Here is a 13,948-nt window from a genome sequence, read left to right on the forward strand (position 1 = left end):
TGAAAACCGGCGCGTGACGGCAGCCGCGCATTGGGTCATGCTCTGGTCCCGTTGTCCCAGGGGGGAAGGAAAACTCGCGCATGTCGAGCACACGGCCGAGCACATGGCGCCGCAGACCCGGTCGCCGGATCATCGCGGCGGCCGTCGTGGCTGTCGTCGCGGCCTCCGGCCTGACGTACGCCGGGTTGAGTGACAGCGGGGAGCAGTCACAGCCGGAGGCAAAGCCCCGGCACAGCGCGCCGTTGAGTCAGGCCGAGGCTGCGGCGAAGGCGGCCCGGACCGGAAAGACGGTCGAGATCACGGGACTGCGTACGGCGTACGAGACCACGTGGGCACGGCCGGACGGCCTGTTGCAGCGGCGGGTCCACGCGACGCCCATCCGGGCCAAGGTGGACGGGACCTGGCGGGCGATCGACACCTCGCTCGGGCAGACCGAGGACGGCTGGTCCCCCAGGGCGACGAACGTACGGATGACCTTCTCGGCGGGTACGGATGCCCGTGGACAGGACGACCGGGCCGACCGTGGCGCGGGCGCGCTCCGGGTCTCCCTGCTGGCCCAGGCGGACACCACGACGACCGGCAACGCGCTGGTGACCCTGACCACCGGCGGCCACGACATCGTCCTGACCTGGCCGTACGACATTCCGACACCCGTCATCGACGGCTCGCGAGCGCTCTACCCGGAGATCCTGCCCGGCGCCGACCTGGTGCTGACGGCGAACGACGGGGGCTTCGCGCAGTTGCTCGTCCTGAAGACCCGTGCGGCGGCGGCCGATTCCCGTGTGGCTCAGCTGTCGTACGGTCTGTCCTCCCCCGATCTCAGCTTCTCCCTGGACCCGACCACCGGCATCATCAGCGCCGAGGACGGCGACGGCGAGGAGGTGGCGGTCTCCCCCACCCCGTTGATGTGGGACAGCTCGGGCACCCCGGCGCTCACCAACGGCCAGGCCGGCAGCAGCGCTTCGCCGACCACCTCGGAATCGTTGTCCGAGGACGAGTCGAGCGCACCCGACGACTCCGAGTCCCCGACGGAGTCCCCCGAACCTGGCGACACCTCCGACTACGTCGACTCGGGGGACACGGCTGCCGAGGTACTCCCGGACGCCACCGACGAGGCCCCGGACCCGTCCGCTTCGGAAGGCGAGGGCGCCAATCCCTCCGTACCGGCGGAGGCTTCGCCGGATCCGACACATTCGGGTGCGAGCGCGACGTTCGATCTGCCGTCGCTGGCCGGCCCGCAGCCGGACTCGAAGGGCACTCTCATCGAGACCGACCTGAACGGCTCGACCTGGACACTGACGCCTGATCAGGAGTTCCTCGACGAGGCGGACACGGTGTACCCGGTCTTCATCGACCCGTCGGTCCGCAAGCACAACGACGACTGGACGACGGCCTACAGCCGTCACCCCAACGCGAACTTCTACAACGGGCGGAACTTCAACCAGGGGACGAGCGAAGCGCGGGTCGGCTTCGAGTCGGACACCTGGGGGACGTCCCGGTCCTTCTTCACCATGGACTGGAACCCTGACCTGAAGGGTTCCACCGTCACGACCGCGAAGCTGCACATTCTGGAGACGTACTCCTGGTCGTGCACCCCGCGCAGCGTGAACGTGTACGTCACCGGACCGATCAGCAACAAGACGACCTGGCGGAACGCGCCCAGCATGACGGCCGGCAACAAGCTGGCGAGCAAGAGCTTCGCCCACGGGTACAAGGCGGCGACCTGCCCCGACGAGTACGAGGCCTTCGACGTCAAACGCGCTGCCCAGAAGGCGCTTTCGGACGGCGCGGACTCGCTGACCATCGGTCTGCGCGCGGGTGACGAGGGTTCCGCGTACTCCTGGAAGAAGTTCGCGGCCGACAAGGACAACGGCCCGTACATCGAACTGGTCTACAACCGGCCGCCGACCGCACCCACCAGGCTGGACCTCGATCCCGACCTGTCGTGCGACACCATCGCGCCGTACGTCAACGTCGGCGCCTCCTCGATCACGTTCTGGGCGAGCACGACCGACAAGGACAACAACCTGGCCTCGCTCCGCTTCGAACTGTGGCCGACGAACGGCAGCGGCAACCTGCTGGGCTCCAAGAGCAAGGTACCGATCGACGGCCAGTCCGGTTCGACCCGGGAGCACACCGAACCGTTCTCCACCAGCGGGCTGAAGAACGGCACCACGTACTCCTGGCGGGTGCGTGCCATGGACAAGGCGGGGGCCACCTCCGCCTTCGCGCCCTCGAAGTCGCCCTACTGCCGCTTCGTCTTCGACAGTTCACGGCCGACGCCGCCCGTCGTCACCTCGGTCCAGTTCCCCAACGCGGACGCGAACAACAACGGTTTGCACAACGAGGCCGAGGACGCGATCTGGAGCAAGGTGAAGTTCGGCACGGCGGGGTCCTTCGTCTTCAGGGCCTCGCAGACGGATGTGGTGAAGTACGAGTTCGCCTTCAACACGCCCACGTACACCGCTTCCCTCCCCCGCCTGAACGGCGCCACGACCCCGACGACGACCACCTGGAACGGTGCCAAGCCACCACTGGCCGGGCCGAATGTGCTGTACGTGCGGGCCGTTGACGACGCGGGGCATGTGTCGGATCCCCGGAAGTACTTCTTCTACATCACCCCCAGAGACAAGGCCGACGCGGCGGGCGACCTCACCGGTGACGAGTTCGCGGACCTGATGGTGGTGACCGCCACCGGCGACCTCTGGATGTATCCCAGCAGGGGCAACTCCGACCTGACCAAGGGAACCGGGACGTTCGGCCCCGCTATGTCCGGCTCCTACCGGGAGAACCCGGAGAAGGACCCGAACGGCAACGTGGCCGACAACAAGCCTCTGTACGTCAGTCCTGTCTCGGGGTACTGGAAGAACACGGTGCTCGCACACCTCGGCGACATCTACGGGGGCGACGGTCTCCAGGACCTCGTCGCCGTGCGTGAGGGCAAACTGTGGGTCTACCCGGGCGACGGTTACGGCGCGGTCAACATCGACAAACGGCAGGAGATCCTGCTTCCGGCAGGCGGGCCCAACCTGGCTGCGGTCACCCAGATCGTGTCCTCCGGAGACGCCACAGGGGACGGCAAGCCGGACTTCTTCCTCACCGTGAAGGACAGCGACACCGTGGAGTCCCTGTGGGCCCTCACCGGCTACAACGGGGCCACGGTCGAGGCTGCCAGGGCACTGAACACCGGCACGGCGTGGGCGACCCGCGACCTGATCAGCCTCCAGGACATCACCGGGGACGGGGTCACGGACATGCTCTACCGGGTCGTCAGCAGTGGCCGTCTCGCACTGCGTACGGGAATCAAGGACACCACGACCGGCGGCGTCAGCCTCGACTCGTTGTCCACCTCGGGTCAGTCGGCAGGCGGCACGGACAACACCGACTACGCGACGTCCGGCTGGACCGCCACCGACATCAAGCTGGCCTTCGGTACAGCCGATGCCAATGGTGACGCCATCCCGGACATCTGGGCGGTCACGGGGACCGGCTCCGTCCGCTTCTACCCGGGGGGCCGTTCAGCCCTCGGGGCGTATACAGCAGTACCCAGCGGTGGTTGGTCGGGCATGCTGACCCTCGGCTGAGGCTCCCTCGGGGGCAGCAGATTCGTCCGCCAATGCCCTCAGTCCAACCACTGCAGCGCGAACCACAGTTCCATCCGCACGCCCGGATCCTGGAGGTCGACGCCCAGCGCCTCGCCCACCCTGGCCAAGCGGTGGCGCACCGTGTTGCGGTGGACCTGGAGCGTCGCGGCCGTGCGGTCCCAGCTGCCGTGCAGGGTCAGCCAGGTGTGGAGGGTGTCCAGGAGGACTGCGCGGCCCGGGGTGCCCGCCTCGTCGAGTGGGGCGAAGCGGGTGCGGGCCAGGTCCCGGGCGTCGGCCGGGGGGACCAGGGCGTGGACGGTCAGCGGGTCCTCCGTGTGGACGGTGGCCGGTATCTCGGCAGCTAGCGCGCGTTGTAGGGCTCGATCCGCCTGGCGGTCGGCCTGAGGGAGGTTCGAGGCGGATACGGGCGTGCTGAAGCCCAACGTCCAGCCCAACTCGGCCGCTTGTGCGGGGGCCTCGGGGCGCGCGTCCGGTGTGCCAGGGATCAGGGCCTTGAGGTCGGGGCCGTCCACGTACAGGTACGGGGTGCCCAAGGCCGTTCCCAGGGTGGCCAGTTGGGCCGGGTCCTCGCCCGGGGAGACCGAGCGTGCGTGGCGGCCGTGGACCACTGTCCAGTGGCCGACATCGAGGGCCGGGGCTACCTCCGCCGGGGTCGCCCCCAGCATCAGCCGTACCAGCGCGCCCGCGCCTCGGGTATCGGTGCCCAGGGCGTGGCGGGGGCTGGTGAGCAGGGCCAGCAGGACCGTTGCCGTGCTGGTGATCTGGCGGTGGACCGGGGTCGGGGCCGTGGTGGTGGCCTGGCCGAGGGCGAGGGTCGTAGTGGTGGCGGTGCCGTCGGGGCCTGGCAGGGTGTGGACCGTCAGGTGGGTTCCGGTCCGGTGGTCGGCCGCCGCGGATCGGGCGGCACCTCGTGTGCGTACGGCCAGGTCGCGCAGGCGTTCCGGGGTCGGGGACGCGGGGCGCGGGCCCGCGCTGAAGAGTTCGTTGCCGTGGGCGTCGTAGAGGACCGCCCAGGCGCCCGTGTGTGCGCCCAGCCGGTCCAGCACGGCCTGGAGCGCGTCCGGCCTGGCCGCTGCCGTGGCCAGTGCCGACTGGGCCCGGGAGATCTCCCGCAGTTCGCGGGTGCGGACCTCGGCGATCGCCGTGTACGTGGCCTGACCGACCGCCACGAACGGGGTGGCCGGCGGGATGCGCAGGAGCGGCATCCCGTGACGGTCGCAGGCGGCGACCAGTTCGGGCGGCACCTCCTCGTACACGGGGGCCACGCCGAACCCGAGCGCGCTCACCCCGACGGCGGCGACCTGCCGTACGTACGTGTCGATGCCGTCCGCGTCGCGCGGCAGCCGTACGCCCGCGGTGAGGAACAGTTCGCCGCCCACCAGATACGGTGCCGGGTTCTCGATCTCCGTCGTGCCGACCGTACTCACGCGACGGTCCTCGGCGGGGCCCGCGATCTGGCGCAGGCCCAGGGCGGGATCGGCGAGCAGCGCGCTCAGCGGTACGGACGGCTGTTCGGACGGCCGTTCGGGCTCGGTCATCAGGAGACGTCCTCTCTCCGTGCGAGTCTCCCGTGCGAGTGCCGGAATCGTCCAATGTGATTCTCCATATTGGAGGAATCCGCCACTTCGGCACCAGTGCAGTCCGCCGCTATCGTCGTGCCACCCGCAGGCACCCACAGGGCAACATCCCCGCCCTCGCACCCCCCGCGCGCGCATCTCCCTTCTCCGGCCCGGCCCGCACCCGGTCGCCGACATCCCCTCCCTCCCCTCTCCCTCGTTCCCCGGAGGATCTGATGACCGTCGACTACCTCGTCATGGCCGCATACCTGCTCGGCATCGTCGGTGTCGGGTGGTGGGGCAAGAAACGTGCCGCCTCCAAGAGCGACTTCCTCGTCGCCGGCCGGCGGCTGGGCCCGCTCATGTACACCGGCACGATGGCCGCCGTCGTCCTCGGCGGCGCCTCCACCATCGGTGGCGTACGGCTCGGCTACACGTACGGGATATCCGGCGCCGCCATGGTCTTCGCCATCGGGCTCGGGCTGCTGGCCCTGAGCGTGTTCTTCTCCGCCCGTATCGCGCGCCTCAAGGTCTACACCGTCGCCGAGATGCTCTCCCTGCGCTACGGCGACACCGCCGCCGTGATCTCCGGCGTCGTGATGTGGATCTACACGCTCATGCTGGTCGTGACCTCGACGATCGCGTACGCCAGTGTCTTCGACGTCCTGTTCGACGTGCCGAGCTGGGTCGCGGTGCTCATCGGCGGGACGATCGTCGTCGGCTACTCGGCGCTCGGCGGGATGTGGTCCATCACGCTCACCGACATGGTGCAGTTCGTGGTCAAGAGCCTCGGGGTGCTCGTCCTGCTGCTGCCCATCGCCGTCGTCAAGGCGGGTGGCTTCTCCGCCATGGCCGACAAGCTGCCGGACGGCTTCTTCTCCCCGACCTCCATCGGCGGCCAGACCATCTTCACCTTCGTCCTGATCTACACCTTCGGCATGCTCATCGGGCAGGACATCTGGCAGCGGGTCTTCACCGCCCGCTCCGACAGGGTCGCCGCCTGGGGCGGTACGGTCGCCGGCGTCTACTGCCTGGTCTACGCCCTGGCCGGAGCCGTCATCGGCATGGCCACCAAGACCCTCTACCCGAGCCTCGCCGCCGCCGACCAGGCGTTCGCCACGATCGTCCAGCACGCCCTGCCCACCGGGGTCAGGGGCCTGGTCCTGGCCGCCGCGCTCTCCGCGATGATGTCCACGGCGAGCGGCGCGCTGATCGCCTCCGCGACCGTCGCCAACAACGACATCTGGGCGCGGCTGAGCCGACGTACGAGCTCCGGTACAACAGGTTCGGAGGACGGCGACGAGATCAGTGCCAACCGGCTCGCCATCGTCGTCCTCGGAGTCGCCGCCATGGCCATCGCCGTGGTCCTCAGCGATGTCATCGAAGCCCTCACCGTCGCCTACAACCTGCTCGTCGGCGGGCTGCTGGTGCCCATCCTCGGCGGGCTGCTCTGGAAGCGCGGAAACCTCCAGGGCGCGATGGCCTCGATGATCGCGGGCGGTACGACGGTCATCGCGTTCATGGTGACCGACGGGCTCCTCGCCAACGAGCCGATCTACTACGGCCTGTTGGCCGGCCTCGTCGCCTACGTGGCCGTCAGCCTCCTGACCGAGCCGACCGAGGAAGCCGTCGTCGAGGCATGGCACCGCCGCCTGGCGGGCGAACCGGCCCCGGCCGCACCGGAGTTGAGCGTAGCCTGACCGGCCGTACCGGAAGCCTCCCCTAAAAAAACCCACCCGCACCCACTCGCACCCGCACGTGCCGCACCTCGTCGAAAGGTCCCCATGTCCGGCCCCGCCGTCTCCCCGGAAGAACTGCGCCTGCGCCGCGAACTCGCCGCGGTCTACCGCCTCGTGGCGCACTTCCGGATGACCGACCTGATCTTCACGCACATCTCCGTCCGGCTCCCGGGCCCGGAGCAGCACTTCCTCATCAACCCGTACGGCCTGCTCTTCGAGGAGATCACCGCGTCGAACCTCGTCAGGATCGACCTGGACGGCAACCCCGTCGGCGAGAGCCCCCACCCGGTCAATCCCGCCGGCTTCGTCATCCACAGCGCGATCCACGCGGCCCGGTCCGACGCCCACTGCGTCCTGCACACCCACACCAGGGCGGGCTGCGCCGTCGCGGCCCAGGAACACGGGCTGCTCCCCCTGAACCAGATCTCCATGGAGTTCTACGGCAGGCTCGGCTACCACGACTACGAGGGCGTCGCCCTCAACCTGGCCGAACAGAAACGCCTGGTCGCCGATCTCGGCGGCCACCCGGCGATGATCCTGCGCAACCACGGCCTCCTCACGGTCGGCGAGACCCCGGCCCAGGCGTTCCTGCGCATGTACTACCTGGACAAGGCCTGCGAGATCCAGACCACGGCCACCGCGTCCGGCACCCCGCTCGTCATCCCCGGCCCCGACATCTGCGAACTCACCGCCCGCCAGCTCACGGGCGAGGACGACAGCTCGGATCTCCAGGACGACCAGGCGTACGCCCTGGCCTGGTCGGCCCTGCTCCGGCTGGTGGAGCGCATCGCTCCGGACTACAAGGACTGACGAGGACTGACGAGGACCGACAAGGGCTGGCAAGGGCCGCCCCGGGGCCGGGGAGTAATAGGGGAGTAATACTGGGGCGGGACACGGGAGGGTCAACCGGCATACCGGGGTGGGTGCGTGGACAGTTTGCGGCAGACGAACACCTCGGCCACGCGCCCGGCCGGGGAGACCGTGATCGGGGCGGTGGCCCGATGACCGCCCCGCGGGCCGCCGAGCCGACCACCGAGCCGTTCGTGCATCCCGCCCTGTTCTACCGGGGCGAGGACGAGTACCTCGACGGCACGGTGCCCTTCCTCCGCGAGGGGCTGAAGGCGGGCCTGCCGGTGGCGGTCGCCGTGCCCGGACGGCAGCTGGCCCTGCTCAGGGAGAGCCTGGACGGGGATGCCGCGTCCGTGTACTTCGTCGACATGACCGAGGCGGGCCGCAATCCGGGCCGGATCATCCCGAGGGTGCTACGCGCGTTCGCCGACGCCCACCCCCGGAACCGCGTACGGATCATCGGGGAGCCGATCTGGCCCGGCCGCAGCAGCGTCGAGTACCCGGCGTGCGTGCAGCACGAGGCGCTGATCAACCTCGCCTTCCAGGGTCGGGACGTGACCATTCTCTGCCCGTACGACGCCGAGCGCCTCGACGAGAAGGTGCTCACCGACGCGTACGCCACCCACCCCGTGATCGTCTCCGGCGGAAGCGGAACTCGGCGGCCCAGTCCCTCGTACGCGCCCGGGGAGGTCATCGCCCACTACAACCGGCCCTTCCCGGCGGCTCCCGCGTCGGCCGAGCCCCAGCTGTTCGGCATCGACGAGCTGCCGGTCGTCAGGCACTTCGCCGTCGCGCGGGCGGCGCGGCTGGGCCTGTCCGGCGTACGACTGGACGATCTCGCCCTGGCGGTGGCCGAGTTGACCACCAACAGCGTGGTGCACGGCGGCGGCTCCGGCACCCTGCGGATCTGGGCCGAGGACGGTCAGGTGGTGTGCGAGGTCCGCGACCGCGGGCGGCTGACCGATCCGCTCGCCGGACGCCGCCCCGCCGCCCGGGACCAGCGGGGCGGGCGCGGTCTGCTGCTGGTGCACACCGTCACGGACCTGGTCCGGACCCACACCGGTTCCGGCGGTACGGCCGTCCGCGTCCACCTCCGCATCGGCCGCTAGCCGGCCGCCGGCCGACCGCTCGACGCCGTTTTCCCGCCGAAGGTTGCGCAGGGCGCTGTTGCGGACATCACGGGTGGATTTGACCAATCGTTCATGTACGGACATGCACTATTCCACGTGAACCACTCATCGCACGGGGGAGACGTCCATGCCTCGTCGTCGTTCGGTGCTGGGCGCCTCGCTCACCGCCTGTCTGCTGGTCTGCCTCGCCTGCCTCACCGGATGCGGCGCGGCGGACGGCGGGGTACGCGTCGAGGGCCCGGCCCCGTCCCGGATCCCCTGGTCGGGACCGGTGTACGTGCTGGACTGGAAGTCCCTCGCCTGGCAGCACCCGGACGTGATGGACCTGACCGGCCGGACCGTCCTGTACGGCGTGGAGTGGCACGGCTGGGGCTCCCCCCGGGCCACCGCGACGGCCACGGTGGTCGACTTCGCCTGCGCCGGCGGCTGCCCCCACCACGACTACAAGAGCTTCCCCGTCTCGATCGCCGTCAGCGGGCTGGTGGAGCGCCAGTACGCGGCGTACTACAGCCGGGCGTCCGTCACCCCGGTCCAGCGGCCGGCGCCCGGCTGGGCGGAGGACACCAGCCGTGTCCGACTGCATGTGCCGAAGCCCTGACAACCGAGCACCGAGACCCCGACAACCTCGCCCATCCCGAAGGGACGCCCGATGCCCGACATCCTGCTCGTCGAGGACGACGAGATGATCCGCGAGGCCACCCGGCTCATCTTGGAGGGGCACGAGTACCAGGTCCGTACGGCGGCCGACGGCGTCACCGGGCTCGCCCTGTTCCGGGAGCGCCGGCCCGACGTGGCGGTGCTCGACATCATGCTGCCGGGGCTCAACGGGGTGAGCCTGGCCGGCCGTATCCGCGAGGAGTCCGGGGTGCCGGTGCTGCTGATCTCGGCGCGCAACGACCCGGTGGACGTGGTGATGGGCCTGGAGGCGGGCGCCGACGACTACGTCACCAAGCCGTTCGACGGCCCGGTCCTGGTCGCCCGGATCCGCTCGCTGCTGCGGCGCGCGGCACCGGCCGAGCCGTCGCCCGAGCGGCCGGAGACGTCGTCGGCCCAGCACTTCGGCGACCTGGCCTTCTGCCCGGTGACCCTGGACGTACGGCGGGACGGACGGCTCCTCTCCCTGACCACGACCGAGCTGAAGCTGCTGCGGGAGTTCACCGCCTCGCCCGGCACCGTGCTCACCCGGGACCTGCTCCTGGAGCGGGTGTGGGACTACGCCTGGTCCGGCGACACCCGGGTCGTGGACGTCCATGTGCAGCGGCTGCGCGCGAAGATCGGCCGGGAGCGCATCGAGACGGTGCGCGGCTTCGGCTACAAGCTGCGCGCATGAGACGGCCGCCCGGCGTGCACGTCGGTACGAAGGTCGCCCTCGCCGTGGCCGCCGCGGCCCTGGCGGTGTCGTCCGTGGTCGGCGTCCTGGTCCACCGTCTCACCGCCGCGGACCAACTCGCCACGGCCCGCAAGGAGTTGGACCAGCAGCTGATGACTGCCGCGTACGACTACGCGGCCGCCCGCAAGTCCCCGGCGCGGATCAATCCGCCGAACCTGCCGGCCCCGGTGGCGAAGGCCGTGCGGGACGGGGTCCGGGTGACGTATCTGCGGGACGGCTCGCGCCCGGTGCTGTGGGCGGCGACCGGGGTCTCGGACCGTGAGGTGCTCGCGCTGTCGCGGTCGTACGTCCCCGAGGCCCGGTCGCTGGCCACGCTGGACCGGACCCTGGCCGCCGTGGGCTCGGCGGCCACCGTCGTGGTGTCCCTGGCGGGCCTGTTCCTCGGGGTGCGGATGGGCCGCCGGGCCACGGCCGCCGCCCGTACCGCGGAACGCATCGCGAACGGCGACCTCGACGCCCGGGTCCGCCCCGACGGCCGGGACGAGATCGCGCGGCTGTCCGCCGCCGTCGACACGATGGCGGACGCGCTGGGCGCCCGGCTGGAGGCCGAGCGCCGGGTGACCGCCGACATCGCGCACGAACTGCGCACCCCCGTCGCGGGCATGGCGACCGCGGTCGGGCTGCTGCCGCCGGGCCCCGCCACGGACCTGATCGGGCGGTCCGTGAAGAACCTGCGCGGGCTGGTCGAGGACGTACTGGAGGTGGCCCGCATGGACGCGCAGGTGGCGGTGCTGGAGACCGAGCAACGGCAGGTCAGCGCGATGGCCCGGCGGGCGGTGGCGGGACTGGCGGAGGTGGCGGTCCGGGTGGTCCGGGACACGGTCGTGACGACCGACCCGCGCCGCGTCGAACGCGTCCTCGCCAATCTGGCCTCCAACGCGCTGCGGCACGGTGCCCCGCCGGTCGAGGTCGAGGTGGACGGCCCGGTGGTGCGGATCCGCGACCACGGGTCCGGCTTCCCGCCCGACCTGTTCGCGGTCCTGCACACCTCCGGGCCCCAGCGCTTCCGTACGACCGCACCGGGCACCGGAACCGGCCTGGGGCTGACGATCGCGGTCGGCCAGGCCCGGCTGTTGGGCGCTGGGCTGGCCTTCCGCAACCATCCGGAGGGCGGGGCGGAGGCGGTGCTCACGCTGCCTGATCGGACCTGAGCGTGAAACCGGTCTCCTGGGTGACGGTGTCGACGATCGCCAGGAACGTCGCCAGCTGCCGCGGGTCCTCGTCCACGAGGAGCAGGCCGGCGTCCCGGACGAGAACCGTGAGGGGGCCGTCGGACGACCCGGTCACCGTGCGGAGGCACTCCTCGAAGGCGTCCCAGTTGTGCCCGAAGTACTCCGGGAAACCGAGCACTTCGGCCCACTCGGCGAACAGGTCGAGGGTGGTGCGGCAGCGGCTGCCACGGACCTCGGGGCCCTCCGTCATGACGTCCTCCTACCAGCGGCCGAGGTAGTGGAAGGAGCCGTAGTGGTCGAACGTCGCGTAGACGTGGCCGTTGCGGACGTTGCGCACGATGCGCTCCCGGCCGCGGCTGGCGGTGGTGGTGCTCCAGGAGTTGACGTCGTACTCGCGGTAGACGGTGTTCGAGCCGCTCGCGTTGTTCTGCGTGACGTGGTGGGACTCCTCCAGGTTCTCGATGCGGTGGTCGCGGTCCTGGAAGACACCGCCGTACACGATGTAGTGGTGCTCCGGGCGCCAGCTGCTGCCGGTCTCGAAGTGGTACCAGGCTCGGGCGTTCGCGCTCGTGTTGCCGGGCCAGCCCTGTCCGGGGTAGCCGGTCTGGCCGCGCATCACGAGGTGGTTGCGGTCGCCGGACGCCGTACTGATCCCCTCGTTGCTCCAGAAGGTGGCCGCGGTGGTCGCGCCCCGCCACTGCTGGGTGGAGACACCGGCGGGCTGCGAGCCGCGCGACGGCAGGGGGTCCGCGGCCGGGCCCGGGGCGGGGCAGGTCTGGCCCGGGACGCTGGCGCAGCTGGGGCCCTCGGCGGCGTGCGCGGTGGCCGACACTCCGACACCACCGACGGTGAGGCCGAGCAGCATGGCCGGGACGGCGACCTTACGGGCGTGGGCGCGGAGGCGGGCCGTCAGGCTCCGCCCGGAGGATGGGGACATGGTTGGCTCCCTGTCTGTTCTCGGGTGTCCGCCGGGGCGGTGCGCCCCTGGCTGAGCCCAAGAAGACCGGCCGAACGTCTCGGTGGTCCGGCGGCCGGATCACACCTGGCCGCCGGAAACGACGTACGGCTGTTACAGGGATGCACATCCCGTCCGCCCGGGCACGCCTACACGAAAGAGCGGCCCCTCTTCGTGGGGCCGCTCTTTGGGGTCGTACGGGGTTCAGCCGGCGACGGACACCTTCCGGCGGACCCGCACCGCGGGGCTCGCGGGGCGCGGGGCGGGCTGCGCGCCGAGGCTCTTGAGGGCGACGGCCGACGCGGCGGTGACCAGGGTGCCTGCGGCGACGGCGAGCGCGAAGAGCAGCGGCCTGCCCGTGTCACCGAGGGCGAGGAAGCCGCCGTACGGGACGGTGATCGTCGTGCCGAAGGCCATGACCAGGGCGCCGGTGACGGCTCCGCCGGCCATGCCCGCCGGGATCACCCGCAGGGGGTCGGCCACCGCGAAGGGGACGGCGCCCTCGGGTATGGAGGCGGCGCCGAACAGCCAGGCGACCTTGCCGTAGGCCCGCTCGGGCTCGGTGAAGACCTTGCGGCGGACGAGGGTGGCGAGGCTCAGGCCGAGCGGGGGCACCATGCCGGCCGCGACCACGGCGGCCATCATGGTCATGTCGGTCGGGTTGAACTTCGAGGCGTCGAACCCGCTCACGCCCACGGTGCCGAAGGCGATGGCCGACTTGCCGATCGCGCCGCCGAGGTCGCAGCAGACCATCACACCGAGGACCACGCCGGCCAGCACGAGGTGGTGGAACTCCAGCCACACCAGCTTCCCGTGAAGCCACCCGGTCAGGGCGGTGAGCCGCTCCCCGACGAACGCGATGATCACCGCGGCGGTGAGGAGGGTGGCCAGCAGGGGGACCAGCGTGGTCGAGGCGAGGTCGCGCAGCGCCGAGGGGACGGGAATCCGCTGGAGCGCCATGGTGGCCGCGCCCGCGAGGAGACCGGCGAGCAGTCCGGTGAGGATGCCGCCCTGGACCCCGAGGGCGGCCATGCCGCCGAGGAGACCGGGAACCAGCGCCGGTCTGCCGGCCATGCCGTAGGCGAGGTGTCCGGCCACGGCCACGGGCAGGAAACTCAGCCCGCTGGCGCCCAGCTTGAGGAGCAGCGCGGCCCAGGTGTGGGGCTGGGTCCAGTCGGCGGCGGCCAGGATCCGGTCGGCCGTGTCGGTGAGTTCCGGGCCCGAGACGGCGAGTGCGAGGACGCTCATCGTCGCCGCGATCGCGGTGAAGGGGGCGAACCAGGGGACGCCGGCGGCCAGCCAGCGGCTGGTTCTGAATCCGAGGGGTGGTGTCGGGACGGCGTGTCGTTCCGGGCGGGCGGGCTTGCGGGGGTGGGGCATGGGGGCTCCAGGGGGGAGGCGGGGGGCCTTTTTCTCGCCCCCGCCGCCCCTACCCGTCCCATCCTCGGGGGCTCCGCCCTGGGACGACATCGCCGCCGCTAGAGCACGCATCAGGGAGCATGGGCACGTGTTGGACGAATGGATTTCCGCAGCCAAGGACGAACTGGGCATC

Annotated in this window: 11 protein-coding genes and 1 pseudogene; 8 read left to right on the top strand and 4 right to left on the bottom strand. The window is 71.0% G+C overall.

The genetic code is table 11. The features are described 5' to 3' along the window. Positions 1–80 precede the first annotated feature (80 nt). On the top strand, positions 81–3,584 hold the full coding sequence (locus tag ACWCRB_RS24275) for a DNRLRE domain-containing protein (RefSeq protein WP_450998034.1): 3,504 nt from the start codon (positions 81–83) through the stop codon (positions 3,582–3,584). Positions 3,585–3,622: 38 nt separating this feature from the next. Here ACWCRB_RS24275 and ACWCRB_RS24280 read toward each other — a convergent pair whose 3' ends face one another. Next, positions 3,623–5,143 (bottom strand): PucR family transcriptional regulator, encoded by a 1,521-nt coding sequence (locus tag ACWCRB_RS24280; protein ID WP_450998035.1) that lies wholly within the window; start codon positions 5,141–5,143, stop codon positions 3,623–3,625. A 254-nt stretch (positions 5,144–5,397) separates the two neighbouring features. Between ACWCRB_RS24280 and ACWCRB_RS24285 the strand changes: the two genes are divergently transcribed. The 6 genes from ACWCRB_RS24285 to ACWCRB_RS24310 all read left to right on the top strand — a co-directional run bounded on the left by ACWCRB_RS24285 (position 5,398) and on the right by ACWCRB_RS24310 (position 11,420). Continuing rightward, the gene (locus ACWCRB_RS24285; protein ID WP_450998036.1) at positions 5,398–6,861 is read left to right on the top strand and encodes a sodium:solute symporter; all 1,464 of its coding nucleotides are present in this window, start codon (positions 5,398–5,400) and stop codon (positions 6,859–6,861) included. 84 nt (positions 6,862–6,945) lie between these two features. Continuing rightward, positions 6,946–7,710 carry a class II aldolase/adducin family protein gene (locus ACWCRB_RS24290; protein WP_450998037.1) on the top strand — a complete coding sequence of 255 codons (765 nt, stop codon included), beginning with the start codon at positions 6,946–6,948 and terminating at the stop codon, positions 7,708–7,710. Positions 7,711–7,901: 191 nt separating this feature from the next. Further along, a complete protein-coding gene (locus tag ACWCRB_RS24295; protein WP_450998038.1) occupies positions 7,902–8,858 on the top strand; it encodes an anti-sigma factor RsbA family regulatory protein in 957 nt (318 codons plus the stop codon). A 148-nt stretch (positions 8,859–9,006) separates the two neighbouring features. Beyond that, positions 9,007–9,477: a hypothetical protein gene (locus ACWCRB_RS24300; RefSeq protein ID WP_450998039.1), complete on the top strand. Its 471-nt coding sequence runs from the start codon at positions 9,007–9,009 to the stop codon at positions 9,475–9,477. Positions 9,478–9,528: 51 nt separating this feature from the next. Beyond that, on the top strand, positions 9,529–10,209 hold the full coding sequence (gene cseB / locus ACWCRB_RS24305; protein WP_450998040.1) for a two-component system response regulator CseB: 681 nt from the start codon (positions 9,529–9,531) through the stop codon (positions 10,207–10,209). After that, entirely contained in the window at positions 10,206–11,420 is a 1,215-nt protein-coding gene (locus tag ACWCRB_RS24310; protein WP_450998041.1) for an ATP-binding protein, read from the top strand. Before cseB ends, ACWCRB_RS24310 begins: the two co-directional genes overlap by 4 nt. Here ACWCRB_RS24310 and ACWCRB_RS24315 read toward each other — a convergent pair. The 3 genes from ACWCRB_RS24315 to ACWCRB_RS24325 form a co-directional block, all read right to left on the bottom strand. Then, the gene (locus tag ACWCRB_RS24315; protein ID WP_450998042.1) at positions 11,398–11,691 is read right to left on the bottom strand and encodes a barstar family protein; all 294 of its coding nucleotides are present in this window, start codon (positions 11,689–11,691) and stop codon (positions 11,398–11,400) included. The genes ACWCRB_RS24310 and ACWCRB_RS24315 overlap by 23 nt on opposite strands. Before the next feature lie 9 nt (positions 11,692–11,700). Further along, on the bottom strand, positions 11,701–12,378 hold the full coding sequence (locus ACWCRB_RS24320) for a hypothetical protein (protein ID WP_450998043.1): 678 nt from the start codon (positions 12,376–12,378) through the stop codon (positions 11,701–11,703). A 222-nt stretch (positions 12,379–12,600) separates the two neighbouring features. Continuing rightward, a complete protein-coding gene (locus tag ACWCRB_RS24325) occupies positions 12,601–13,776 on the bottom strand; it encodes a fructose-specific PTS transporter subunit EIIC (RefSeq protein ID WP_450998044.1) in 1,176 nt (391 codons plus the stop codon). 76 nt (positions 13,777–13,852) lie between these two features. Between ACWCRB_RS24325 and ACWCRB_RS24330 the strand changes: the two are divergent. After that, positions 13,853–13,948, top strand: a pseudogene (locus tag ACWCRB_RS24330) (molybdenum cofactor guanylyltransferase); the annotation flags it as partial.

The organism is Streptomyces sp. NPDC002156 (genome assembly GCF_053593675.1).